The 26,353-nt window shown below is 65.7% G+C and carries 22 protein-coding genes; 7 read left to right on the top strand and 15 right to left on the bottom strand.

From position 1 onward, the window contains the following. Positions 1-171: 171 nt before the first annotated feature. Genes OB895_RS15885 through OB895_RS15875 form a run of 3 tightly spaced genes read left to right on the top strand, consistent with a single transcriptional unit; the run spans position 172 to position 5,773 of the window. Positions 172-897 carry a hypothetical protein gene (locus OB895_RS15885; protein ID WP_311878129.1) on the top strand — a complete coding sequence of 242 codons (726 nt, stop codon included), beginning with the start codon at positions 172-174 and terminating at the stop codon, positions 895-897. Between the two features lie 29 nt (positions 898-926). Then, the gene (locus tag OB895_RS15880) at positions 927-3,350 is read left to right on the top strand and encodes a glycosyltransferase (RefSeq protein ID WP_311878127.1); all 2,424 of its coding nucleotides are present in this window, start codon (positions 927-929) and stop codon (positions 3,348-3,350) included. A gap of 32 nt (positions 3,351-3,382) precedes the next feature. Continuing rightward, on the top strand, positions 3,383-5,773 hold the full coding sequence (locus OB895_RS15875; protein WP_311878126.1) for a glycosyltransferase: 2,391 nt from the start codon (positions 3,383-3,385) through the stop codon (positions 5,771-5,773). A gap of 61 nt (positions 5,774-5,834) precedes the next feature. Here OB895_RS15875 and OB895_RS15870 read toward each other — a convergent pair whose 3' ends face one another. Beyond that, positions 5,835-6,845 (bottom strand): hypothetical protein, encoded by a 1,011-nt coding sequence (locus OB895_RS15870; RefSeq protein ID WP_311878125.1) that lies wholly within the window; start codon positions 6,843-6,845, stop codon positions 5,835-5,837. 24 nt (positions 6,846-6,869) lie between these two features. Between OB895_RS15870 and OB895_RS15865 the strand changes: the two genes are divergently transcribed. Then, entirely contained in the window at positions 6,870-7,916 is a 1,047-nt protein-coding gene (locus OB895_RS15865; protein WP_311878124.1) for a polysaccharide pyruvyl transferase family protein, read from the top strand. Between the two features lie 103 nt (positions 7,917-8,019). Further along, the gene (locus OB895_RS15860; RefSeq protein ID WP_311878123.1) at positions 8,020-8,538 is read left to right on the top strand and encodes an acyltransferase; all 519 of its coding nucleotides are present in this window, start codon (positions 8,020-8,022) and stop codon (positions 8,536-8,538) included. A gap of 66 nt (positions 8,539-8,604) precedes the next feature. On the opposite strand, the gene OB895_RS15855 is transcribed toward OB895_RS15860, so the two are convergent. The 14 genes from OB895_RS15855 to OB895_RS15790 form a co-directional block, all read right to left on the bottom strand. Continuing rightward, complete coding sequence (locus OB895_RS15855; RefSeq protein ID WP_311878121.1) at positions 8,605-11,163, bottom strand: glycosyltransferase; 2,559 nt, start codon at positions 11,161-11,163, stop codon at positions 8,605-8,607. Between the two features lie 168 nt (positions 11,164-11,331). Next, the gene (locus OB895_RS15850; RefSeq protein WP_311878118.1) at positions 11,332-12,615 is read right to left on the bottom strand and encodes an ATP-grasp fold amidoligase family protein; all 1,284 of its coding nucleotides are present in this window, start codon (positions 12,613-12,615) and stop codon (positions 11,332-11,334) included. Between the two features lie 102 nt (positions 12,616-12,717). Then, positions 12,718-13,380 (bottom strand): VanZ family protein, encoded by a 663-nt coding sequence (locus tag OB895_RS15845; protein ID WP_311878117.1) that lies wholly within the window; start codon positions 13,378-13,380, stop codon positions 12,718-12,720. A gap of 193 nt (positions 13,381-13,573) precedes the next feature. Continuing rightward, entirely contained in the window at positions 13,574-14,764 is a 1,191-nt protein-coding gene (tuf, locus tag OB895_RS15840; RefSeq protein WP_042538710.1) for an elongation factor Tu, read from the bottom strand. A 148-nt stretch (positions 14,765-14,912) separates the two neighbouring features. After that, complete coding sequence (gene fusA / locus OB895_RS15835) at positions 14,913-17,030, bottom strand: elongation factor G (protein ID WP_042538708.1); 2,118 nt, start codon at positions 17,028-17,030, stop codon at positions 14,913-14,915. Between the two features lie 84 nt (positions 17,031-17,114). Further along, positions 17,115-17,585 carry a 30S ribosomal protein S7 gene (rpsG, locus tag OB895_RS15830; RefSeq protein ID WP_042538706.1) on the bottom strand — a complete coding sequence of 157 codons (471 nt, stop codon included), beginning with the start codon at positions 17,583-17,585 and terminating at the stop codon, positions 17,115-17,117. 5 nt (positions 17,586-17,590) lie between these two features. Continuing rightward, complete coding sequence (gene rpsL, locus OB895_RS15825; RefSeq protein WP_042538704.1) at positions 17,591-17,959, bottom strand: 30S ribosomal protein S12; 369 nt, start codon at positions 17,957-17,959, stop codon at positions 17,591-17,593. Between the two features lie 213 nt (positions 17,960-18,172). Further along, positions 18,173-18,820, bottom strand: a complete 648-nt coding sequence (locus tag OB895_RS15820; protein WP_042538702.1) for a hypothetical protein — start codon at positions 18,818-18,820, stop codon at positions 18,173-18,175. 59 nt (positions 18,821-18,879) lie between these two features. Then, on the bottom strand, positions 18,880-19,311 hold the full coding sequence (locus OB895_RS15815) for a DUF6121 family protein (RefSeq protein WP_079114038.1): 432 nt from the start codon (positions 19,309-19,311) through the stop codon (positions 18,880-18,882). Positions 19,312-19,379: 68 nt separating this feature from the next. After that, on the bottom strand, positions 19,380-20,420 hold the full coding sequence (locus OB895_RS15810) for an acyltransferase family protein (protein WP_042538699.1): 1,041 nt from the start codon (positions 20,418-20,420) through the stop codon (positions 19,380-19,382). Between the two features lie 132 nt (positions 20,421-20,552). Further along, positions 20,553-20,705 (bottom strand): hypothetical protein, encoded by a 153-nt coding sequence (locus OB895_RS15805; RefSeq protein ID WP_153302240.1) that lies wholly within the window; start codon positions 20,703-20,705, stop codon positions 20,553-20,555. 72 nt (positions 20,706-20,777) lie between these two features. Next, entirely contained in the window at positions 20,778-21,701 is a 924-nt protein-coding gene (locus OB895_RS15800; RefSeq protein ID WP_079113413.1) for a sugar ABC transporter permease, read from the bottom strand. A 1-nt stretch (position 21,702) separates the two neighbouring features. Then, on the bottom strand, positions 21,703-23,307 hold the full coding sequence (locus OB895_RS15795) for an ABC transporter permease subunit (RefSeq protein ID WP_042538696.1): 1,605 nt from the start codon (positions 23,305-23,307) through the stop codon (positions 21,703-21,705). 67 nt (positions 23,308-23,374) lie between these two features. Next, positions 23,375-24,583, bottom strand: coding sequence for a sugar ABC transporter substrate-binding protein (locus OB895_RS15790; protein WP_042538694.1), 1,209 nt, complete (start codon positions 24,581-24,583; stop codon positions 23,375-23,377). A gap of 187 nt (positions 24,584-24,770) precedes the next feature. Here OB895_RS15790 and OB895_RS15785 point away from each other — a divergent pair, with 187 nt between their 5' ends. Both OB895_RS15785 and OB895_RS15780 read left to right on the top strand, forming a co-directional pair. Beyond that, positions 24,771-25,259, top strand: a complete 489-nt coding sequence (locus OB895_RS15785) for a YajQ family cyclic di-GMP-binding protein (protein WP_042538692.1) — start codon at positions 24,771-24,773, stop codon at positions 25,257-25,259. Between the two features lie 439 nt (positions 25,260-25,698). Further along, positions 25,699-26,334 carry a GntR family transcriptional regulator gene (locus tag OB895_RS15780; RefSeq protein ID WP_228385561.1) on the top strand — a complete coding sequence of 212 codons (636 nt, stop codon included), beginning with the start codon at positions 25,699-25,701 and terminating at the stop codon, positions 26,332-26,334. Positions 26,335-26,353 lie beyond the last annotated feature (19 nt).

Below are 26,353 nucleotides of genomic sequence, written 5' to 3'. Positions count from 1 at the left end.
TTCGGGATCGATTTCGAGTACCGAGACGCCCCGAGTGGCCGCGACTCGGTGGACGTCGTTCATCTCACCGACTCGGCCGCCGTCTTGGGGAACCGCCGCGTGCCCGAATCCGAGAAGGTCGCCCGAGCGACTGCATTCACACGGGCTCTCAAGCGACGGCGAGTCTCACTCGTGCGAACCGTGACCGCCGACGTCGACCGAGATTCACGAGGATCCCGAGCCGAAGCCATCCTCGACAGAGCGACGTCGACCTACATCACCCACAGCGCGCATCGCACGGTCCCGCAGGGGCGCGAGGCGACACTCATCCCGCATGGTCATCTGCGCTTCCGGTTCCTGGGCTACCCCCGCGGCGTCGCTGAGTCCGGCCGTCTGCTCTTCGTCACTCCGGACAGCTTCCACAGCGCCTACGAGGCGGCGGTGAAGGTCTTCGCCTACGCAGATCTTCCTGCGCACACGCTGCGCATCGTGGGCAAGATTCCCTCGCGGCTCGCCTCGTCGTTCGCACGCACGATCAGCGTGAACAGCAAGACCATCACGCTGCTGGACGACACAGTCTCAGACGCCGCTCGGGTCGATGAGATCAGCAGAGCTGCGCTCGTGATCGTCGAGGCCCCGGAGACGGACGAATCGATGAGCACGATGCTGCTGGCGCTGTCTCTGGACCGCCCTGTGCTGGTCGAGGACACACCGTTCACGAGGGATCTCGCTGCAGAGGTCGGAGACTCGTGGGTACGGCTGCACCCAGGGCGCCTCACAGCCGTCGAGCTGGAGAAGGCCCTCGCATCGTTCGCGAAGTCGCCCCCCACCGGCACACCGGATCTGGACGCGCGCGATCCTGACACCGTCTCGCAGCAGTTCACCGCCGTGTACCGGTCTGCCGCCGCGTCGCGGTAGTCGACGCCTCTTGAGAAGTCGGAATCGCCATGTCATCGCCGTCGCCACTCGTCACCATCGTCGTCCTCATCCGCTCGGACACTCGATGGACCTCAGAGACGCTCCAGTCATGCCTCGATCAGACTCTTGCTCCCCTCGAGATCCTCTGTGTGGTCGACCGCGCGTCTGCGCAGGCGACACGGGACCTGATCCCGCGAGACGACCGTGTCCGCGTCATCGAGCATGAGGGCGACGGGACGACGAGAGAGGCGCTGCGCGCAGGGGTCGCCGCCGCGAGCGCGCCGTATGTGATGTTCCTCCGACTCGGCGACGAGCTGCACCCGGACGCTGCCGTCAAGGTCCACGGACACGCCACTCGTTTCGACGCGGATATCGTGGAGTTCGGCATCGAGACCGCGGAGTCGCCAGCCGGTAGCGGTCCGTCCTCTGCAACGCTGGTCCCGGAGCATGCCCGCCTCAACGGGGTCGAGATCCTCCGTCGGCTGTTCCCCCCGTCTTCCCCCACCGACACCCGACTGTGGAGGCTCGCGTTTCGCGCCGAGAGGTTGCGAGCAGCGTGCGCCGCGTTGCCTCCCGCTGGACTCTCGGAGTCGTGGGCCGACGATGTGCTCGTCGTGCTCCTCACAGCTGCCGAGGCAGACACCTACGTCTCCTTCAACGCTCGGATCTATCGGCATTTCCCCTCACGCGGGAGTGACGGGCTCCCTGTCGCCGCCGACGACCGGATGCGCGCGGCGGTCGAGACGATCGCGGTCCTCGATGCGGTCGCTCCCCTCGTGCGGAGCGCGGCACGCCACCACTTCAATCCCGAACCGCTCGTGGATGCCTACGAGTCGACTCGACTTGCTGCGATCGGCCAGGCGGTGGCCCTTTCGGAGCGCTCGACGCAGGAGATGCGCGACGAGGTCCGAGGTGCCCTGCGCAGCAGCGTCAGCTCCGCCGACGTGGTCACGGCGGCCGTCGCGTTCGCCCCGGACGCGCTCGCCTCCGTCACCGAGTTCGCTGACCACCCTCCTCTTCGCGGGCGGAACGCGCGGAGCGTGCTCCTGACGACGAACGTCCTGACGATGGGCGGAGTGTCGAGCGTTCTCATCTCGCAGGCACAGGTCCTGCTCGCCGCAGGCTACCGCGTCACCATTCTCGCGCACCGTCGCGGGAGCGACATGTCACTGGTCCCCGAGGGCGCGACGCTCGTGGAGCTCCTCGGCTCCGGCAAAAGCGAGCGTCTCCGTCAGTGGACGGCGCACTGCCGCGAGTTCGAGATCGATCTCGTCATCGACCACCGCATCATGTACTCACGGGACTGGCCCGCATACGCGCTCGTCGCCAACGCGCTGGACGCAGCCACCATCGGGTGGATCCATGCGTTCTCCGGACGCCCGACGTACAACGGCACAGATCTGCTCTCGCTGCTGCAGGACAACCTCGGTGCGCTCGCTCAACTGGTCGTGCTCTCGCCGCTCGATGTCGCCTTCTGGAAGCTGCGCGGTGTCGAGCACGTGGCGTATCTCCCGAACCCGCCCTCGTCGCTCATCGTCGACTCGCTGGGCGCTGTCACACCTCGGTCCGCGCCGCGTTCACGGCGGATCGAGCTCGTCTGGTGGGGACGGCTGGACGAGACCACCAAGAAGGTCACGCATCTCATCGAGGTGGCTGTCGCGCTCAAGCGTGCAGGTGCAGACTTCCGATTGCGGATCGTCGGTCCGGATTGGAATGACACCACTGCAGCCAGCCTGACCGCCCTCGCCCGGAAGAGGGGTGTCGAGGGCGTGGTCGAGTTGACGGGGGCGCGGCACGGACAGAGTCTCGTCGACACCATCGACTCCTCGGATGTCTTCATCAACACCAGCATCATCGAGGGATACCTGCTGACGATCCCCGAGGCGCAGTCACGCGGCCTCCCGGTCGTGATGTACGAGCTGCCCTGGCTCCTGCCAGTCCAGGAGAATCCGGGCGTCATCCCGGTGGCGCAAGGGGATGCCCGGGCGCTCGCGAATGCCGTACTCGCGTTGATCGACGATCCGGATCGCTATGAAGAGCTGTCTCGCGCGTCCATCGACGCAGCCGAGCGCATCGGAGCGGTGGACTTCGACGATCTCTACCAGAAGCTCGTCCTCGGCGACCTCCCCGACGAGTTCTCGCCCGCTCCTTCGATGGAGTCAGGACAGCAGATCCTCGACCTGCTGATATTCTTCGCCGAGAACAGGCCCGCACCCGCGCCGACCGGAGGTTCCGGGAGCAAGAGGCGAGGGCGCACGGCGAGCACCGCCGGCAGACGTCACTCTGCGGGACCGCAGACCCTGGCCGCCACGATCGAACGGCGGCTCACCGGTCCAGGACAGCGCGCCATCGATCGTGCTCCGTGGATCCGCCCCGCTGCGCGACGCGTCAAATCCGCACTCCTCCGTATCGACACATGGCGGGCGTCCCAGGGCCGAGGGCGGAAGTCATGACCATGCGAGTTTCTCAACAGGGTGAAAGCAGAATGGAATCCACGCCACTCGTATCGATCGTCATCCCCGTCTACAACGACGCCGAGGTGATCGCCGGAGCTGTCGAGAGCTGTCTTCGCCAGACTCTGCAGGCGGTCGAGGTCATCGTCGTCGACGACGGATCCAGCGATGGGACCGCTGAGATCGTCGAGCAGTACGCGATGCGAGACACGCGCGTCCGGGTCATCCGGCAGGGGCAGAACCTGTCTGCGTACCAGGCGCGGAGAATCGGCATCCTCGAGGCACGGGCCGCGCATCTGCTCTTCCTCGACGGAGACGACGAGTTGGCCGAGGTCGCTGCGGAGCGGTCCCTGACGAGGGCCGTCGCGACCGGTGCTGACCTCGTGCAGTTCGGCATCGACGTCGTGAGGAACGACGGCGCGACCGGCGGCGGCTTCGAAGCACGACTGCAGCCCACGCAGGACGGACTCACCGGGACGGACGTTCTTCGGGGCCTCTTCCCGGTCGACCAACCCGCTCAGGGACAGCTCTGGCGCTTCCTCTTCCGTACACGGGTCCTCGCCGACGCGTACGCGCTGATGCCGGACGACCTCGTGATCCCGCGTGTGAACGACCTGCCCATCACCTTCCTCGCCGCGGCGCTGGCCACGAAGTACGCTTCGATGCCGGACCGCCTGTATCGCTATCATTTCGGCCGAGGGGGCAGCGGGCAGAAGGTGGCGGACCTCGGCTGGGCGAAGTTCTATGCAGGAGCGATCGACGCGATCAACACCATCGCGCCCGCCGTCGATCGGATCTCCGCGCGGAGCGACGAATCCGATTTCATCGTCGACACCTACCAGGCCGCTCGGTCATCGATCATCGGCTACACGACCTACTACCTCGCCGAGCACACGGCCGAGCATCTGCTCGATGCCACGTTCCAGCATCTTCTGACCCGTGCGCCCGCGCGCGATATCGTCAAGGGAACCGCGCGGTTCTGGCCAGCAGCCCTCGACACGGCGGCCCGTCACCTCGGTGTCAGGCACCTGGGCGAACGAGCTGTCCGCAACGTGCTGCTCACCACCAACATCGTGCGAACCGGCGGCGTGTCGGGGGTTCTGCTCTCGCAGGCGAGGTTCCTCGTCCAGGCGGGCTATTCGGTGACCATCGCGGCGCGAGAGCCCGGGAGCGATGCAGCGATGGTTCCGCCCGGAGTCGAATTCGTCGAGGTCGACGGCCCTGATCTCGCTTCGAAGCTCGATCAGTGGGCGGAGCTGTGCCGCACCCGCGAGGTCGATGTCGTGATCGAACACCATTGGCTCTACACGCGGACGTGGCCGGCGTTCGCCCTCGCGGCGAGTGCCGAGGGAGCGGCGACCATCGGCTGGGCCCACAACTTCGCGGGCCGGTCACTTCTCCTCGGTCTCAACAGCCTGGACTTCCAGGCTCGCCATGTGTCTGCGCTCTCACACCTGATCGTGCTGTCTCCGCTCGATGTCGCGTTCTGGAAGCTGCGCGGCATGCCCAGAGTCTCTTACCTGCCGAACCCGCCTTCCCCGCTGCTGCTCGAGTCATCGGCGGTCGCGGAGCCCAAGCATGCCCCGGAGCGGCGTCCGATCGAGCTCATCTGGTGGGGCAGACTCGAGCAGCGCACGAAGCGTGTGGCAGAACTGGTCCTGGTCGCGGCAGAGCTCGACCGTCTCGGCGTCGACTTCCGGATGCGCATCGTCGGCCCGGATTGGAGCGGAATGAGCGCTGAGAAGCTGATGGCCCTCGCGTCCGAGCACGGTGTCGCCGACCGCGTGCACGCGGTCGGCCCCCTCCACGGCGACGAATTGATCGCTGCCATCGATTCCAGCGATCTCTTCGTGAACACCAGTGTCATCGAGGGATACCCGCTCACGATTCCCGAAGCCCAGTCACGGGGCCTGCCCGTCGCGATGTACGAGTTGCCGTGGCTCGCCGTCGCCGAGGACAATGCCGGTATCGTCACGTCCGGTCAGGGCGATGCCGCAGGTCTGGCGATGAGGATCGCCGAGATCGCTGCGACGCCCACGATGTACGACAGTCTCTCACGGGCCTCTATCGAGGCCGGTCGCCGCGAGCTCACGTACGACTTCGCTTCTCTCTACGAGCAGCTGGTGAATGGTGAGCTCCCAGCCTCACATTCGCCCTCCCCCACCACGGACGACATCCGTCGGCTCGTCGACCTGGTGGTGCTGTTCACCGAGCAGAACGCCAAGGTCCGCAACGCGGCGGCGAAAAGATCCGCGCCGTCGAGGCGGGGCCGCCCGGCCGCGGGACGCCGGGCGACTCCTGCTCGTTCGCGCACCTGGCGTCTCGTCGCGCGCGTGACGCCGGCTGCCCATGTGGTGCTCGACATGGCCCCGTGGTTGCGTCCCACGGCAGCGCGGGTGAAGCATGCGCTCTTGAGCCGCTGACAGAGGTCGCTCAGGAGCGGAAGCGGTGCGCGGACGGCGTTCCCGTCGCCGGCGATGCGAGTCAGGCGGGAACGTCGCTCGTCGCCACAGACCGGAACACCTCGGCATACCGTGCGGCGGTCGCGCCCGCGTCGCGCCTGCTGAGATCGGGATGTTCCGAGCGCGGCGTGTTACGGACCGCATCCACGACTTCGTCCAGCCGCTCGGCGGTCACTGCCCCCGCGTGGTGATGCACCCAGCCGGACCCGACTTCTTCCGCCAACAGGCGGGTGGCCGCCGACTCGGGAACGAGGACGGGCCTGTCGAGGCTCAGCGCGAGCATGAGCATGCTCTCGTCCACCAAAGTTGCGTTGTCGGGAAGAATGACCAGCTCGGAAGCGCTGATCTCGTTCACCATCATCGCGTCGGAGACGAGACCGGTCACCGCCGATACACGCTCAGGGTGACGCCCCAGGACCTTCTCGAGCAAGGCATCGAGGGCCGCATTGGGCTGCCCCATCACGCGGAGGGAGAGGCCCGGAGTATTGGTGAGCGGAAAGATCTTCAGCGGGCCGGCCGCCACCTTGACGAGGCGATTCGGTGAGATGGCGAGGAGTCGACCAGGGATCTGCTCCTTGCGCGGGTACCCGACGAAACGATCACGATAGTGCGCATGAGGGATGACGGTCGTGCGCCCGGGGGCAGGGGTCGAGGTCGCCTCGTCGAGGACGATGAACATCGCTGTGGCATCGTCGAACGCGCGACGCCACTCGGCGCCCGCACCCTGGTGGGGACCGTACAGCGTCTGGACGAGGGGAAGCTCGCGTCGTCGCAGCTCAGCGACGACCGCCTGTGCGATGTCGGCACGCTCGTCGTTCGTCGTGCCCGCTCCGCCGAGCAACCGGACCGCCTGGTGGACGTGGACGACGTCCACGTCCAGGTCGCTGAGCTCGCGCGCAAAATGGGAGAACTTGATGCCGTCGACGCCTTCACCGATGATCTGATCGATGTAACTGACGTTGGCTTGCGGTGAGCGGTGATCCGTCAGCACCACGAGGGGATCGATTCGACTACCGGGATTCGCGAGACGCACTCGACAACTATATGCTGGACCGTGATGAGCGCCAACAGACCCCAGGATCTCTTCTTCCACCTGGCGGGGCAGGACGACAACCTCGGCGACTCGGCCCTCCGGCTCGCTTATCTCAACGCCGCTCGCGGCGAAGGTCGGCGCCTGCACATCTACTTCGGTGCAGCCACCCCCGACTACACCTCCGGCTTCGCGCTCGGCAGGCGCGACCGCATCTACACGCACCGGCCGACCTGGCTGGCCGCCGGTGATGCCGCGCGTCGGGGAGTTCACTTCCTCAACGCGGGAGAGATCAATCCGCCGCCAGGACTGTTCCCGAACATCCACCGCACCCGCGAGCTGCGCCGCACCGTCGACGCCGGCGGCGTGTTCATCGCGGCCGGTTTCGGGATCAAGGACCCCTCGTCGATCGAGCAAGTGGAGTTCGACGATGTTCTTCGCAACGCGGCGATCGTCTCCTGGCGCGATACCCCTTCTCGTGACGCCGCAGGATTCGGCGACGTCGCACCCGATTGGGCGTATTCCCTCGGAACGCCGACGAGCCAATGGGCGCCGGCGGATGAGCGTCCTCTGCTCGCGGTGACGCTCCGATTCGATCGTCCGTGGCCGGGGTCGCGATGGATCGCATCCGTCCGCGATCTGGCTTCGCGCACGTCGACGCGGATCGTCACTCTCGCTCAGGTCTCGCGCGACGCACCTCGGGCGGTCCGTCTCGCCGAGGAACTCGGCGGCGAGTACCTGATGCCTCCCAGCATGGACCATGCCACTCTCGACGCGCATGCACGCGGCGCGTTCAAGATGTCCCGATTCGTGGTCAGCGATCGAGCGCACGGCCTCATCATCGCGGCATCCGAGGGAGCATATCCCATCGGCTCGGGCGCCGACCCGCAGAAGATCCATCGCCTCCTGGCCACCGCCGGTCTCGGCGAGCTCGTCGGGCGCTACGACCAGATCGATGAGTTCTCCGCACGGCTCGACGAGCACCTCCCTCTGCTCGCGCCGTCGATCGACACCGCGCGCGATGAGTTGGCAGCGCTGACCAAGCGAATCCACGACGTCATCGACGCCGACTGACACGGCCCTTCTCACCGTTCCCATCGCCGACGGGCCCCGGATGGAGAGCGGCAGGAGGACAGCGACGGGCGCCCTGCAGGTGGCGAGCCAATATACTGCACTAATGGTGTTGACCGTCGGCGACCGATCCAAGATCCATCAGCGCGTCTCTTTCTCCCACAGCGACGATCGCCCGATCACGATCGGCGACGGGGCGAACTTCTACCGAGGCACCGAAATGCTCGGCCCGGTCACGATCGGGAACAACGTCTTCATCAACAGAGACGCGTACATCCGCCCCAACACGTCCATCGGCGACGGGGTGCGGATCGGCCCCTTCGTTCGCCTCATCTCGGACACTCACGAAGTGGGCCCGCCTTCCCGCCGCGCGGGCAAGTCCCGATTCGATCCGATCGTGATCGGCGCAGGAACATGGATCGGGGCATCGGTGACGGTATTGGGCGGCGTCACGATCGGCGAGGGATGCATCATCGCCGCCGGCGCGATGGTGACCAAGGACGTTCCGGACAACACCCTCTACGGCGGGGTCCCCGCTCGGTTCATCCGCGATCTGCCGGTCGACGATCGATCAGGAGAGTCCGCCCGCACTGCCTCGACGGAACCGACCGACACATCGTCGTAGCGCCACCAGCCGACAGGTGCTCCAGTCCTGATCGGAGCACCGGTCGGTTCTCCGATCAGGCAGCGGTCAGCGTTCTCGAACCATCTTGTTGAACTTGTGCGCCGTCGGCCGCAAGCCCGGCATGACCTTCAGGACCACGCGCCCGAGCGGCCGGATCATGCCGACGAGCAGCGGATCCGGTTGTACCGGAGGGGCGGTCTTCGCTCGCGTCGACGCCTGAGCGGACGGCGACGGACTCGTCGACTGCCGTGAGATCCTCGCCGCAGTCGGTGTCGCACTCTGAGTCCGCTCCCCCGCCTGTCTCGTCGCGCTCTTCTCCGCGGCCTTGGCGGCGATCCTCGCTGCTTTCCTCGCAGCCGCCTTGGCTGCGACTGCGGCCGCCTTCTTGGTCGCCGCCGCTTCTGCGGTGGCCTTCCTCGCGGCCGCGACTGCCGCCGTCTTCTTCGCCCTGAGACCGGCGTTGCGCTCGGTGAAGAAGATGAGCAGATCGATCAGGCGTTGTGCATCGTCGATCGTGGGCTCAGGTGAGAAGGCAGCAGGCAGCTCTCCTTCGACGAGCTGACGGTACGTCTGACCGAAATCGAAGTCGCGCTTCCTCTTGGCCACGGCCAGGGATTCATGGGAGAGCTCGTCGTAGCGATCGGGACTCTCGACGATCGCGACGACCTCACGTGCGAACGCCGCCGGGGTGGCCTGAGGAACGCTCACGATCCCCCCGTTGTCGGCAGCGAGAGCCAGCCAGGGCATGTCGTACATGACCACGGGAAGGCCGCGCGCCTGAGCCTCGAGAATCGTCAGGGGATATCCCTCGATGACGCTGGTGTTGACGAAGATATCCGCGGCATCGATGGCGGAGAGCAGATGCTCGCCGTACAACGGTCCCGGGACCGACACCTCCTCCAGCCCGAGCTTGCGGGCCTCTGCCTCGAGCATGTGCGGTTCCGTCTCCGCCCACCCCGGCCCGATGATCTTCATCTCGAAGGCGACGCCGAGCTTCCGGAGTTCTGCCGCCACGAGCAGAAGTTGGCGGACCTGCTTCGTGTGCTGTTCGAGACGCCCCCACCAGAGGAGTCTCACCGGGCGTCCCTGAGGCGCCGTCTTGACGATGTTCTCGATCGGCGCCTCCAGGATCATCGGAGACGGCGGATTCGGGAGATACGCCACATGTCGAATGCCACGAAGCTTCCAGAATGCGACGTCGAGCGGTGAGAGGGTGATGAGCTGAGCGAGCGCGCCGAGATGATCGGTCATCAGCGAGGTGAGGTCGTTGAGGTCGTAGACCGGCCTGGCAGCGAAGTTGTGGACCCATCCGATGGTCGCAGCCCCCAGTGAACGCGCGATGAGCGCGTACGCAGGCCAATCCCTGCTGTAGAGGATCTGATGGTCGATCACGAGATCGATGGACTCCCGACGACAGATCTCGCCCCATTGAGTGACCTGTGCGAGGAGGCTCCCCTCGCCGATCTCGACGAACTTCGCGCCGTACGGGACTGCGTCCGCCGAGCTGCCCGGCCGTCGCGCTGCGATCGTGACGTCGTATCCTGCGTCCAGGAGAACTCTGGCCTGCGTCAGGAGAACGCCGGACACCCCGCCTGTCGTGAGCGACTTCGTCGTCAGCAGTACGCTGCGGATCGGGCGGCTGCCGAGCTCGATCCGGTCGCTGCTCTGCGCCAGGAGCGCGAGCGCCCCGGGGCAGAACCCCGTCGCCGCCAGAACCACATCCTCTTCGGAGACGCGCTCGCGCAGCAGCCCGAGGCAGTCGGCCCGAACGCCCTCCGCTGTGTTGTTGATCAGGTAGTTGAGCAGGTTGCCGATCACCGACAACCTGGCGGACGCATAGCTGTCCATGAGGGGATCCGGGTCGATCCGCTTGCGTGCCTGCTCGCGCACCGCCGGCGCGATGCTGTCGATCGAGTCGATCGCGCGCAGGTAGAACTCGAACTGCGAAGCCTCCTCGACGCGGTGTCCGCTGATTCCTCGGCCGAAGTTGTAGCGGTACAGCTTCGCCGGCAGTGAGACGTACCGCTGCGCCCCCGCGATCGCAAGATATGCGATGGGCAGATCATTGGCTCGGTAGAGCTCGAGGTCGGGTGAGAGCTGCGCATAGGCGACACGGAGCAGCCCGACGTGAAAGAGGTAGCGCCAGATCTGCCCGCGCGCGGGCACTCCGACGGGGAAGAGACTCGGAAGGATGGCATCGTTCTCGACGAGCTCGTGGTATGGCTGCAGCCGCTTCTCGAAGCCCCCGCCGCTTCGCCCGTCTGGAGTCACGACCTCGACACCGAAGCCGACGAGATCCGCACTCGTCTTCTGCGCCTCAGCCGTGGCCTTCTCAGCGGCATCCGGAGCGAGCTCGTCGTCACCGTCGAGGAACAGCACATACGGAGCCGTCGCGGCCATGATGCCCGCTCGTCGAGCCTGGAAGGCCGAGCGATTGCGGTCGAAGGAAACGAGGCGGATGCGCGGGTCGACGGCCTGGTAACGCTCGACGATCTCTCGGCTGCGGTCCGTGGAAGCATCGTCTACACAGATGATCTCGATCGCACTCAGCGTCTGACGCATGCAGCTTTCGACTGCCGCGGCGATCCATTCCTCGTCGTTGTACATGGGGATGATGATCGACACATGAGGAGTCGGCAGGAGAACAGGGGATTGCATACCAGTATTACTCTCGCTTCACAGCTCAGCGTCGGCACCCGATCGAGGCCGTTGGACGGTCGGATCAATCCTAACCACGTTGAGTGTCGGTCGTGTTTCGTGTCCGCCCGGCGGGGGATGCGCCCGCTCAGTGCATCACGCGTCGGTGGACCAGAGCTCCTGGTCCTCGAACACGATGTACGCCTGCTGGGTGATCACATTCGCATAGGCGGTTCGGTTCTTTCCGTTCGCCGGCAAGATGGTGATCTCCCCGAGGACCGGGCCTCTCGGTGTGTTGAAGAGATCGACGCGACAGAACGCTCCCACCTCACTGCCCAGCCGCTCCGCGACGCTGATCATTTCGCTCAGATTGTCGGGCTCGCGCATCGCGTTGCCCAGGGTCCGGCCCAACTCCAGCGGGTGCGGCAGAGGGCGCCACGTGACCGAGTAGGGCCGTCTGGATGGTCCGGGGTAGTTGCGGTCGAACACTTCGAGGAACCCGGCGATGCCGCGGAACACGTAGAACTTGTAGTCAAGGGGTATGACGTTCGCTTCCGGAGCGAAACGGTCCGCGACGAACTCCTCGACGATGTACATATCGACCCGGTCCGTCTCGCTCGCGAGCTTCTGCCAGTTCGCCACGATGCGATCCGGTGAGATGGGCTTGCCGGTGAACACGTTGACACCGCGGGATACGGCGAAGACTCCCTTCGCCGATGCCAGACCGTCCGGCTTGGCCACGTAGCGCTGCGGAAGGTCGAGCTGCAGCAGCTCCTCCGGGTCCGAGAAATGTGCGATCTGTCGTGGAATCTCCACGAGGTTCTCACGTGCGAACGCGTGCATCGCGTCCTTCTTCTCCAGCCGACTCTGCCAGAAGGAATGGTTGCCGCTTTCGAACCACTCATGGCGCCGGTCGGTCATCAGCTGCTCGAATGTCTTCACGCCGGTGTGGCGCGACACGGCTTCGACCAGTCCGGTATCCACGCCGAACAGGTCACGGTTCAACCGAAACTTCGCGCGCGCCATTCCGATCGCTTCGTCGATCTCGCCGGCACTCGCACACGCGAGAATGCTCCGGAGTTCGTCGTCGACATCACCCTCCACGCTGGGAATGTCATCCGATGCCAGAACCCACGGCTTGCCCGCCGGTGTCGCGAACGCCAACCGGGTCGTCGCGAGAGTGCGAGTGGCCGTCGCCTGTCCCTCAGTCGCCACCACGGCTCGCACGGTGAACTGCTCCTCATCACCGGTGAGCAGCGAGGCAGGCAGCACGAATCGAAACCCGATCGAAGGGCTGCGCCCCTCCTCGGTCGCCAGATCTCTTCTCTCTCTGTCCGCTACGACTGAGCCTAGCCGCCGGGACTCCGCGAATACCTCGACGACCACCGGGACGCTCGGAGCGTCGTCATCGACGGCCCAGCCTTTGAGGAAGTCGCCCACGACTCCGTCCAGATGTACTCGTACAGTCATTCTGAAGCCCTACGTTATTGGAGAAGCGACCGGTTCGCTCAGACTATCTGACGCGCAGAGCACCACCCCGATCTACACAGGAATCCGCACCGTAGGCGCGTCACCCGTCTCCCAGAAGTCCGCGTCCAGCACACGAGTCACCGGAACGGGCTCCTCGGCCCACGCCGGCACCGGCTGCGACGTCTGCGTCGCGCGAGCCACAGCACGAGCGGCGTTCTGCCGCTGCAGTTCGGCGGCGGCTGCACGACGCTCCCACAGCTCGCGCTCGATCATGGTGCGATCTCTGGCGTGAATCATCGCCCTGAGGATCATCGCGAGCAGCACGCCCGTGTATCCGCCGATCGTGTTCGCCAGCACGTCGAGCACGGTCGATACGCGCTCGTCGAGCGCGATGCCCTGCGTGAACTCGATCGCGCCCGAGAAGGCGGGCAGCAGGAAGATCGCGACCCACCACGCTTTGCGTGCGAGTGCGAGACCGAGCAGGAAGCCGAGCGGCACGAACATGCCGATGTTGGCGGCGAACTCGAGTTCGTTGTAGTCGAATCGCTCGGGCACGCCGAGGTTGTGCAGCGCACGGACCACACGCCCCGCGATGCTGTCGAACTCGAGCTGCTCAGGCTGCGGCCACATCGTGACCAGCAGCACGAACGCGGAGTACACGATCAGCAGCAGCGTCGAGATCCACAGCCGCGCGTGGCTTCGCGGCGGCGGGGGTCCCACCTGGATCTGTGTCATGGTCGCGTTCCTCTCTCACGCCCGAGGTCGGGCGACGGCGATGCCCGCAGGCAGGCTCGGGCCATGTTATCCGTCACGAGTCGCGTCTCACCGCGAAGTCGCCGAGAACCTGCGCGCTCACGACATGTCCGCACCCGGGTACGACACAGGGGCCGGACCCGAAGGCCCGACCCCTGTGCGAGAAAGCAGATGCTTACTTGATGATCTTCGTGACCGTACCGGCGCCGACGGTGCGTCCACCCTCACGGATGGCGAAGCCGAGGCCCTCTTCCATGGCGATCGGCTGGATCAGCTCGACCGTCACGTCGGTGGTGTCGCCGGGCATGACCATCTCGGTGCCCTCGGGCAGCGTGATGACGCCGGTGACGTCGGTGGTGCGGAAGTAGAACTGCGGGCGGTAGTTCGTGTAGAACGGGTTGTGACGCCCACCCTCATCCTTCGACAGGATGTACGCGGTACCGGCGAAGTCGGTGTGCGGCGTGACCGAACCCGGCTTGACGATGACCTGACCGCGCTCGACGTCCTCACGCTTCGTGCCACGGAGCAGGAGACCACAGTTCTCGCCGGCCCATGCCTCGTCGAGCTGCTTGTGGAACATCTCGATACCCGTGACCGTGGTCTTGACGGTCGGACGGAGTCCGACGATCTCGACCTCGGAGTTGATGGCCAGCGTGCCACGCTCGGCGCGGCCGGTGACGACGGTTCCACGACCGGTGATCGTGAAGACGTCCTCGACGGGCATCAGGAACGGCTTGTCCTTGTCGCGCACGGGGTCCGGAACGTTCTCGTCCACGGCCTCCATGAGGTCGAGGATCGACTGAACCCACTTCTCGTCGCCCTCGAGGGCCTTGAGAGCGGAGACGCGGACGACAGGAGCGTCCTCGGCGAAGCCCTGCGAAGCGAGCAGCTCGGAGACCTCGAGCTCGACGAGCTCCAGGATCTCCTCGTCGTCGACCATGTCGGACTTGTTCAGCGCGACGAGCAGGTACGGCACGCCGACCTGCTTGGCGAGCAGCACGTGCTCACGCGTCTGAGCCATCGGGCCGTCGGTGGCGGCGACCACGAGGATCGCGCCGTCCATCTGAGCAGCACCGGTGATCATGTTCTTGACGTAGTCGGCGTGGCCGGGGGCGTCAACGTGCGCGTAGTGGCGCTTCGGGGTCTCGTACTCGATGTGCGAGATGTTGATGGTGATTCCACGCTGGCGCTCTTCCGGCGCCGAGTCGATGGAAGCGAAGTCGCGCTGCACGTTGGTGTCAGACGGGAACTTGTCAGCAAGCACCTTCGAGATCGCTGCGGAGAGCGTGGTCTTGCCGTGGTCAACGTGACCGATGGTTCCGATGTTGACGTGCGGCTTGGTCCGCTCGAACTTGGCCTTAGCCACTGGGTCCTCCTCAGGACGTCATGTAGAGGGTGCCGGGCACTGGTTTGCGACCGGTTCTCTACGGGTGTGAATCTCAGTTTAGTAGAGAGGGAATGTGAAGTTGTAGGTGACCTGGGAGCCGAGCCGAAACCCGGCTCCCAGGAAAGTGTTACTCGCCGCCCTGGTGCTTCTGGACGATCTCGTCGGCCACAGCGCGGGGAACCTCAGCGTAGCTGTTGAACTCCATCGAGTAGACGGCGCGACCCGAGGTCTTCGAGCGCAGGTCGCCGATGTAGCCGAACATCTCGGACAGCGGCACGTGCGCACGGACGACCTTGACGCCGGCGGCGTCTTCCATCGACTGGATCTGGCCGCGACGCGAGTTCAGGTCACCGATGACGTCGCCCATGTACTCCTCGGGAGTACGCACCTCGACCGCCATGAGCGGCTCGAGGAGCGTGGGGTTGGCCCGACGAAGAGCTTCCTTCATACCCATGGATCCTGCTATCTTGAACGCCATCTCCGAAGAGTCGACGTCGTGAGCAGCACCATCGACGATCGTCGCCTTGACGCCGACGATCGGGTATCCGGCGAGCACGCCGACGTTCATCGCATCCTGGAAGCCGGCATCGATCGAGCCGATGTACTCACGCGGGATGCGACCACCGGTGACCGAGTTGACGAATTCGTACGTCTTCTCGTCGTCGAGGTCGAGCGGCTCGATGTTGAACTGGATCTTCGCGAACTGACCCGAACCACCGGTCTGCTTCTTGTGCGTGTAGTCGTACTTCTCGACGCCCTTGCGGATCGTCTCGCGGTACGCGACCTGCGGCTTGCCGACGTTGGCCTCGACGTTGAACTCGCGCTTCATGCGGTCGACGAGGATGTCGAGGTGCAGCTCGCCCATGCCCTTAATGGTCGTCTGACCGGTCTCGGGGTTGAGCTCCGTGCGGAAGGTCGGGTCCTCTTCAGCGAGCTTCTGGATGGCGACACCCAGCTTCTCCTGGTCGGCCTTGGTCTTCGGCTCGATGGCGACCTCGATGACGGGCTCGGGGAACGTCATCGACTCGAGTACGACCGGCGAGGCCGGGTCGGTCAGGGTGTCACCGGTGGTGGTGTCCTTCAGACCGATGACCGCGTAGATGTTGCCCGCAGTGACCGAGGGGACCGGGATCTCCTTGTTGGCGTGCATCTGGAAGATCTTTCCGATGCGCTCCTTCTTGCCCTTGGTCGAGTTGACGACCTGGGCTCCGGAGTCGAGCTGGCCCGAGTAGACGCGCACGTAGGTGAGGCGACCGAAGAACGGGTGCACCGCGACCTTGAACGCGAGAGCCGCGAACGGATCCTTCGCGTCGGGGTGACGCTCGATGATCGTGTCGTAGTCCTTGGGGTCGTGAGCCTGGATCGAGCCCACGTCGAGCGGGTTCGGCAGGTAGTCGACGACCGCGTCGAGCATCGGCTGGACGCCACGGTTCTTGAACGCCGAGCCGCAGAGGACCGGGTAGATCTCGGAAGCCACGGTGAGCTTGCGGATCGCGCCCTTGATCTCGGCGACGGTCAGGTCTTCGCCACCGAAGAACTTCTCGAGCAGAGCGTCGTCGGTCTCGGCGACGGTCTCGAGGAGCTGCTGACGGTACTCGTCTGCCTTGTCCTTAAGGTCGGCCGGGATCTCCTGGACCTCGTAGGAGGCGCCCATGGTGACGTCACCCTTGGAGTCACCAGCCCAGACGAGAGCACGCATCTCGACGAGGTCGATGACGCCGACGAAGTCGTTCTCTGCACCGATGGGCAGCTGGATGACCAGCGGCTTGGCGCCGAGGCGGTTGATGATGGTGTCGACGGTGAAGTAGAAGTCCGCGCCGAGCTTGTCCATCTTGTTGACGAAGCAGATGCGGGGGACGTTGTACTTGTCAGCCTGACGCCACACGGTCTCGGACTGGGGCTCGACGCCCTCCTTGCCGTCGAACACTGCGACAGCACCGTCGAGGACGCGGAGCGAGCGCTCCACCTCGACCGTGAAGTCCACGTGACCGGGGGTGTCGATGATGTTGATCTGGTTCTTGTTCCAGTAGCAGGTCACGGCGGCAGACGTGATCGTGATGCCGCGCTCCTTCTCCTGCTCCATCCAGTCGGTGGTCGAGGCACCGTCGTGGGTCTCGCCGAGCTTGTGGTTGACGCCCGTGTAGAACAGGATGCGCTCGGTGGTGGTGGTCTTGCCGGCATCGATGTGAGCCATGATGCCGATGTTCCGAACCTTGCTCAGGTCGGTGAGCACGTCTTGTGCCACAGGAGTGTCCTTATCTTTTTGGCAGTCGTACTGCGAAGAGGGGGTGCCTGCCCCCGGCGTGTGGCCGGGGGCAGGCGAAGCTGTTTACCAGCGGTAGTGAGCGAACGCGCGGTTCGACTCGGCCATCTTGTGCGTGTCCTCGCGGCGCTTGACCGCTGCACCGAGACCGTTCGACGCGTCGAGGATCTCGTTCTGGAGACGCTCGGTCATCGTCTTCTCACGACGACCCTTGGCGTAGCTGACGAGCCAGCGCAGCGCGAGGGTGTTCGCGCGGTGCGGCTTGACCTCGACCGGAACCTGGTAGGTCGAGCCACCGACGCGGCGGCTCTTGACCTCGAGAGTCGGGCGCACGTTGTCGAGCGCCTTCTTCAGAGTGGCGACGGCATCCTGACCGTTCTTCGCCTCGACGCCCTTGAGGGCGTTGTAGACGATCGACTCGGCGAGCGACTTCTTACCGTCGACCAGGATCTTGTTGACCAGCTGGCTGACGATCGGAGCGCCGTATACCGGGTCGTTGACGACGGGACGCTTGGGGGCGGGACCCTTACGAGGCATTGGACTCAGCCCTTCTTTGCGCCGTAGAGGCTGCGAGCCTGCTTACGGTTCTTGACGGCCTGGGTGTCCAGGGCGCCACGGACGATCTTGTAGCGAACACCGGGGAGGTCCTTGACACGACCACCGCGGACGAGCACCAGCGAGTGCTCCTGGAGGTTGTGACCCTCGCCCGGGATGTAGGCGGTCACCTCGGTGCCGTTGCGGAGCTTCACACGAGCGACCTTGCGCATCGCCGAGTTCGGCTTCTTCGGGGTGGTGGTGTAGACGCGGGTGCAGACCCCGGCCTGCTGCGGGTTCGACTTGAGTGCGGGCGCCTTGGTCTTGGTGACCTTGGGCGAGCGACCCTTGCGAACCAACTGCTGAATGGTTGGCACGTTCTCTCCTCATAATGCTGCACGGTGACAGCGTGATGGGTTTCACATCAGTGACCCACCGGCACGCCGGAATCGACGTGCCTTTGTGGTGGTGGGTATGCCGTGGGGGCGGACCGGCATGGTGCCGACGCCCAGCGCGCACGTCGAGACGTGCACACACCTGATCAAGTGTAATGCCACGTAACGTGGTGGTCAAATGAGGGCTGCAGCGATCTACGACTGATCCGCGTCGAACGGGGAGTCGAGCGAGTCGGTGAGTTCAGCCAGCAGCGCCTCGATCTGCGGCTCGACATGCTGCGAGATCGCAGCCTGGATGTAGATGCGGTGGCGCAGCAGGATGCCGCAGATCTCGCGACCGACCATGTTCGCGTACTCGTCGGCGAGGGCGACCTCTTGACGCAGGGCGACCTTCGCCTCGTCGCTCAACGGGGGCAGAGGCGGCAGATCGGCGACTGCCTCGTCGGCCATGCCGGCGATCGTGAAGAGGAACGGTGCGCCCGGAACCGGCTCGGGGTCGAGCGGCAGCCCGTCGAACTCGGGATCCAGACCGTCGGCCGGGCGGTAGCTGCGTGCCCGGTTGCGCGCGGCCTGCTGATCGAGTTCGCGCTGCAGCATCGGCAGGTTCCTGGCGGTGTACTCGGCCACGGCGTGGTCGACGATCGTCTTGATCCGCGTGGAGAGACCGTGCTGCACACCGTGCGGCGTGTTCGAGCCGATGCCCGCCGCAGACAGGATCGGCGACCCCAGACAACGTCGACAGGGCGCGACCCGACCGCGATGGGTCGCCGGCTCCCAGCGCGGCACCCAGCGCAACCAGGCCTCGACGGCCTGGTCGACCTGCGTCTCCAACGAGCGCTCCACACCTAGAGCGTACGGCGCGGCCGCCGCCGACGTGGAGATTTCCACGCCACGGCGGGGCGTCACTCGTCTTCTTCGCGCTCCCACGGCCACTGCGGATGCTGAGCACGCGTGCGCCGGAGCGCGATGCCGCCCCAGGCCGCGATCGCGGACGCGACGAGGAGCACCGCGCTCGCTCCCCCGCGCACGAGGTCACCCGCGACGACCGTCGCGACGATGATGTCGCCGCTGGCGGCGATGACGCCGATCCACACGACGACCAGGTGCGCGAGCGCCGTGGCCAATGCGACCGCCGGCGCCGACACGAACGACGGCTGCGTCCGCCGCAGCGACGACCACAGCGACAGCGCGAACGCCACGACGGCCGCCAGCATCCCGATCGCGCCGGGCAGCTGACCGAGACCGGGGACGGCGATGATGTCACTGTCGGTGGCGATGCTCACCGCGCCGAGGCCGAACACCGCCAGCGCGAAGAAGCTGATGGTGGCGAGCACCAGCGCCAGAATGACCGAAACCCCCGGGGACTCGGGTCCACGGGGGTTCGGCGACGACATGTTCGTGACTACCTCGCCAGCGTCGGGCCGGCCTCGAGCGTGCGCTCGTACTCGCGCTGCGCTTCGGCGTTGAGCTCGGTCTTGCGTGCCCCGCTGCGGGCGACCCATGCGCCGAACCAGATGGTCAGCTCACGGGCGAAGACGAATGCCGCGATGGCGAGCGGGTGGAAGAGCTGCGCTCCGATGAGCTCGCTGCCCTCCCGGGCGGTGAGCAGCCAGAACGGCGCCTCGAAGAGCGCCCCGAGGATGTGCCCGCCGTAGGCGATGAGACCGACGATGATGCCGAAGACCACCCAGAGTCCCCAGCGTCCGCGGTTGATGAAGGCGCCGAGCAGCCAGAAGCCGAGGAAGAACCCGACGACTGGAACCCAGTAGCCCCAGGTCATCAGCGGAGCGAGAGCGGCTTCGCCGATGTTCTCGCCGGTGATGTCACCCGCGACGGCACGGAGGCCGAGCGTCGCGCCCAGGTAGAGGATCGCGAAGGCGATGGTCGCGAGCAGGCCGATCGCGCCCGCGGTGCCGCGGTTGCCTCGTTCACGGGGCGGTTCGGGAGCCTGGACGAAGATCGGCTGCTGCTGGATCGGAACGACGACCGGCTCGGCGGCTGCCGGCTCCGACGGGACGATCCGGGTCTCCGTCTGGTCGGCCGACGAGTACGCGGCTCCGGCCAGGGCGGACTGCTCGTGCGCGGCCGGCGGCGTGTACGCGGCCGTCGCGTCGGCATCCGTGTTCCAGGACTTCGTCGCGTCAGCATCCGTGTTCCACGACTTCGTCGTGTCGTCTGCGTCGTCGAGGTACTTCGGGTCGTTGAGCTCCGGCGTCGCGAAGGTGCCGGGGTGTTCGTTCTCGGCAGCCTCGAATGCGGCGACATCGGGGTCGACGGCGGGCTGGGTCGGAGCGGGAGCCGACGTCTCGTGCGTGGGGTCCGCGGGCGTGCCGTGCACGCCTGCACTCGCTGCGGCGGCGTCGTCGAGTCCAGCGTTCGCGCTGTCGACGACGTCGTTGACGTCTTTCGGCCGCTCGGGCTGTGGAACCTCGGGGTCACTCATGGGTGCGCCTCTCATCGGATGTGTGCTCTGCGAGATTACCGCCGCGCGCCCGCGCCCCGACGGAGGCGTGCCGACGTGTCGCTGAGCCCGTGATCACGCATCTCGTCCTCGGGACGAGATGCGACGGCACCGTCAGCGAAGGGTGGCGCGGAGGGCGTCGCCGATGAACGAGGCGACGACCGGCACGATCGGCATCGAGAACCAGATCAGGGCGCCCACCACGCCGATGCACAGCACTGCGGCGATCCAGCTGATCACCGCGTTTCGCCCCGCGACACGCGTCATGCCATCACGCTACGACCGCCGGTGCCGCGCCGGCGGTCGCAACGCCGCGAACGATGCGACCACGACCGCAGGTCAGCCCTTCGTCGCGCCGGCCGTCAGCCCGCCGACGATGTATCGCTGAAGGAACAGGAAGAGGATCATCACCGGGATCGCCGCCATCACCGCGCCGGCCGAGAACGCCGACCAGTCGGCGTAGCGCGGGTTCGCGACGAGCTTCGTCAGGCCGACGACCAGGGTCTGCTGGTCGACGTCGACGAGCATGACACTCGCGATCACGTACTCGTTGACCGTGCCGATGAACGACAGCAGCGCGACCACCGCGAGGATCGGGGCGACCAGCGGCAGGATCATCGTGAAGAAGATGCGGGCGTGACCGGCGCCGTCGATGCGGGCGGCCTCGTCGAGCTCCATCGGGAGGGTGTTGAAGAAGCCGTACATCAGGTAGGTGTTCACGCCGAGCGCGCCACCGAGGTAGACGAGGATCAGGCCGGTGTGCGTGTTCAGGCCGATGGCGGGGAACCAGTCCCCGAGCGTCGACATCAGCAGGAAGATCGCCACCACGGCCAGGAGCTGCGGGAACATCTGCACGACGACGATCGTGACGAGGCCGATGCGACGACCGGCGAAGCGCATGCGCGAGAAGGCATATGCCGCGAGAGCCCCGATGAAGACGGTCACGGCGCCGGTCACCACGGCGATGACCAGCGTGTTCAGGAACCACAGGCCGTAGGGGTTCTGCGGATCGCTGAGGATGCGCACGTAGCTGTCGAAGCCGAACGCGGAGAAGAGCTGGTTCGAGCCGGTCAGCGTGCCCTTCGGATTGAGAGAAGCCGAGACGACGTACAGCAGCGGGAAGAGCGCGAAGGCGCTCACGACGATGGCGACCACATGGCGCCATCCGGTGTCTGCGAACCACGCGCCGAAGCTGCGGCGACGGGGCGCGAGGTTCTGCGCGACGGCGACGGGGCGGGCGGTGCCGGTGTCCGTGGTGCTCATGTCAGTTCAGCTCCTCGAGGGCCTTGGTCTTGCGGAAGCTGATGATCGAGATCGTCGCGACCACGATGAAGATCAGGATCGTGAACGCGGAGGCGAGGCCGTAGTCGCGGGACTGACCCGTGAACGCCACCTTGTAGACCATCGAGATCAGGATGTCGGTGTGCCCGACCGGGATGCTGACGTCCTCGAACCGCGGCCCGCCCTTGGTCAGCATGTAGATCAGGTTGAAGTTGTTGAAGTTGAACGCGAAGGACGAGATCAGCAGCGGCGCGACCGTCACGAGCAGCAGCGGCAGCTTGATGCGGCGGAAGACCTGCCACGGGTTCGCGCCGTCCATCACCGCCGCCTCGTTGACGTCCTCGGGAATGCCCTGCAGGGCGCCCATGCAGACGAGGAACATGTAGGGGAAGCCCAGCCAGAGGTTGACCAGGAGCACCGACACCTTCGCGAGGTTCGGGTCGGTGAGCCACGGGATGTCCGCTCCCCCGAAGATCACCTGGTTGATGAATCCGAAACTCTCGTTCATCATGCCCGCCCAGACGAGGGCCGACAGGAACGCCGGGAACGCATACGGGAGGATCAGGATGATCCGATAGCCGTTGCGGAACCGCATCCGCGTGTTGTTGAAGACCAGAGCGAGCAGGAGTCCGAGGAAGAACGTGGTCGCGACCGAGAGCAGTGCGAACACGAAGGTCCAGATCGTCACCGAGATGAGCGGACCGCGGATGTTCTCGTCGCTCACCGCACGCACGAAGTTGTCGAAGCCGACGGTGGTCTGCCAGCCGGGCAGCAGCTCGGCGCCGTCCTCGGCGATGAACGACCCCTGACCGGTGTCGGAGTACACCGCGCCGGTCGTCGTGTCGGTGATGGTGTCGGCGTCTGCGTCGTACTCGAGCGTCGAGACGTACAGGTACCCCTTCTGTCCGTCGGGGGCGCGCAGGGAGCCGTCGTTGGGGTCGTCGCTGAAGGGGACCGAGAGCTGCTCGAGCTCTTCCGACAGGGTGAACACCTTCGCGAGCGGGAGCGTGGTCCAGCCGTCGACGGCCACGGCCTGATCGCCCTCGAACTCGGCGTCGACCTCCTGCAGGGGCTGCTCAGCGGTGCCGAGCAGCGCGTCACCCGACTCGGGGTCGGTCACGAGCAGACCATAGGTGCCGAACTGCTCGACGACCGTGACCGGATAGGTGGCGGAATCCTCGACACGCTCCTGGGCGGAGGCGAGGAGCGACGAGATCGCCTGGTCCTTCGTGCCGTTGTGCCCGGTGCCGTAGTTCGTGAAGCCGATGTACCCCGTGTACAGCAGCGTGAACACCTGGAAGATGATCAGGAAGATGATGCCGGGGGTCAGATACTTCGCGGGAATTCGCTTGCGCGAGAAGTAGATGTAGTTGACGAGCACCGTGACGGCCACGACCAGGCCGAGCACCAGCCACTCCTGCTGGCCGAAGAGGACGAACGCCGCGTACAGCGCGATGGCGTCGACGACGGCGAGCAGCAGGATCTTCAGCAGCATCCAGCCGATGGGCCCGGACGCGGCCTCGGCGATCTTCGCCGCCTGGCGCTGGCGCTTGTTCAGTGGAGCCGTGGGCTCAGCGAGTTCTGTCATCTCGTCCCCGTCGTCGAGCTGCCGGGGCGGACGAGGTCCGCCCCGGCAGGGATGGTGCTGGGTGTCGTTACTTGATTGCTGCGGTCACGTCGTCGACGAGCTTCTGCCACGTCGTCGTCGGGTCGGAGCCGTTGATGATGGCAGCCTCTGCGACGCCCCAGAACTCCCACACGGAGCCCATGGCGGGGATGGCCGGCATCGGCACCGCGTCCTCACCGACGGCCTGGAAGCCGGCGATGATCGGGTCGGATGCTGCGGAATCGGCTGCGGCCGTCAGCGCGGGCAGGACGTTTCCTGCCTTGAACAGCTCGAGCTGCACCTCTTCGGTGCCGATGTAGTTCACGAGGAAGTCGTTCGCGGCGACCTTGTTCTTCGACTCGGAGCTCACGAAGAAGCCCTTGACGCCGGCGAACGGCGAGGCGGTCTCGCCCGTGGGGCTCGGGATCGGGTCGATCGCGACGTTGATGCCGGCGTCGGTCGCGGCGCCGACGTTCCACGGGCCGGTCAGCCAGAAGGCCGCGGTGCCGTCGAGGAACTGCTGCTTGGCGATCTCGCCGTCGATGTCGGTGTTCAAGGTGCCCGCTGCGCCCTGAGCGGCGAGCCAGTCGGCGAAGGCGAAGCCGCCCTCGCTGCCGAGCTGGAGGTCGCTCGAGTCGTAGCTCCCCGAGTCGTCGGTGCCGAAGACCGGGGCGCCGAATGCCGTCTGGAACGGGTACAGGTGGTACGGGTTGCCCTCGGTGCCCTGCTCGACCACGAAGGTGCCCTTCGAGACCATGTCGTCGAAGCTCGTCGCGGCGGCGGGGACCATGTCGGCGTTGCGCAGCACGGCGATGTTCTCGACCGCGTAGGGAAGCATGTAGACGGTGCCGTCGTAGGTCGCAGCCTGAAGTGCGACGGGCAGGTAGTCGGCCGACGAGTCGCCGAGCTCGAGCGGTGCGACGACACCGTTCGTGGACAGCTCGCCGAGCCAGTCGTGCGCTCCCATGACGACGTCGGGGCCCTTGCCGGTCGGCACCTGCTGGATGAAGTCGTCCTTCATGTCGTCGACGGACTTGCCCACGAGTTCGACCTTGACCCCGGTCTTCTCCTCGTAGGAGTCGGCGGCGCTCTGCAGCGCGTCGACACGCTCGGCGTCGACCCAGACGGTCAGCGATCCGCTGCTCTCGCCCTCGGCCGAGTCGCCGCCATCGGTCGCGGTCGAGCAACCGGCAAGCGTAAGAGTCGAAACGATCGCGATGACGCCGGCGGCGACGATGCCCCTCTTGTTCACCTTCATTGGTGTGTCCCTCTCTGAAGTGCTGTGGCCTGCAGGACTGCAAGCGCTTACAGTATGCATCGAGATCGGCAGGAATCGCAATGCAAGAAGCCTTCGATATCAAGCTGTAACCGCGGAATGTCGGCTGAGGCGTGATGGAAGCGCTTCCAAGCGAGCATGAAAACGACGGTGTCGATACACTTTGCTTATGGCTGACAGTTCCTTTGACATCGTCTCGAAAGTGGATCACCAGGAGGCCGAGAACGCCCTGAACCAGGCGCGCAAGGAGATCGAGCAGCGCTACGACTTCAAAGGCACCGGCTCGTCCATCGCCTGGAGCGGCGAGCAGATCCTGATCATCGCCGGCACCGAAGAGCGTGCGAAGGCCGTTCTCGACGTCTTCCAGTCCAAGCTCATCAAGCGAGGCATCTCGCTCAAGAGCCTCGAGTCGGGCGACCCGTTCGCGAGCGGCAAGGAGTTCCGAATCGTCTCGACCCTCAAGGACGGCATCTCGTCGGAGAACGCGAAGAAGATCAACAAGATCATCCGCGACGAGGGCCCCAAGGGTGTGAAGAGCCAGATCCAGGGCGACGAGCTGCGCGTGCAGTCCAAGAGCCGTGACGACCTGCAGTCCGTGATCTCCCTGCTCAAGGGCTCGGACCTCGATCTCGACCTGCAGTTCATCAACTACCGCTGACCTCGCAGATCTCAGGGGGACGGATGCCGAGGCATCCGTCCCCCTTCTCTATGCCCGCCGATCGCATTCCGATATATGGGGCGAAGTGCCCGAGACTGGATGCAGTCGCGTCCCGAATGCGACAGACGATGCGGCGATGCATGACGCGCTGCCGAACCACGGCTCCGCGCTTCGCGGATCGCGGTTCCCGCCTTGTGGGGACTGGGCGCAGTACAGCTCCGTGCACGCCATCGTCTGTGGCCGGCGGGTGTCCCAAACACCCGTCGGCCACAGAAATCACCCGTACTTGATCCCGCGACGACGCACCGAGCGCGAGCCCCGACATGCTCGTCCGAAAACTCGTCTGTGGATTATTGGCATCGCGATCCACTTCGTGATGTAGTGGCCGTCCGGGCACATCATGGGGAGCCCGGATCTGGAAAGCAACTGGGGGCAGTCCATGAACACCAACAGCTCGATGACGAGTGTCAGAGAAAGCAAGCAGCTCTTAGCAGAGGAGGTTTTTCAGCACATCGGCGCGCAGATCGTGGACGGTGTGCTGGAGCCGGGGTATCGCATCCGCGATGTCGATGTCGCCGAAGAACTGCATGTGTCGCGGACTCCGGTGCGAGAGGCGTTACAGCGCCTCGAGCGTCTCGGGCTCGTGACGATGTACCCGAGCAGATACACCGAGGTCACGGCGGTCACACCCGAGACCGTCGAGCAGACGCTCGAGTTCGCGGGGTATCAGGCGGGGATTGCGGCTCGAATGGGCGTCGCGCGGATGAGCCAGGAAGAACGCGAGAGCCTCGCCGAACTCGTCGAGCAGATGTACACGGCGCTCGATGACGACGTGCACATCTCCAACACGAGGTGGGCGGTGTTCTCGTTTCTGAGCACGCGCAGCCGGAACGCACAGCATCAGGTGCTGATCAACGATGCGAGCATGGCGCTGTTCCGCAACCTCCGCGGCTGGAGCGTTCCCGAGAACGACCGGGAGCGCATGCTCCAGGTCTATCGGGACTTCCACGACGCGGTGCTGCGCGGCGATGCCGATGACGCAGAGCGTCAGGCCCGACTGATGCACTACGTCTGACCGCTGCGTCTGATCGCTG

The organism is Microbacterium forte (genome assembly GCF_031885415.1).
GTDB lineage: Bacteria > Actinomycetota > Actinomycetes > Actinomycetales > Microbacteriaceae > Microbacterium > Microbacterium forte.
The sequence above is the reverse complement of the archived record's forward strand: the minus strand, read 5'-3'. Positions and strand labels throughout refer to the sequence as shown.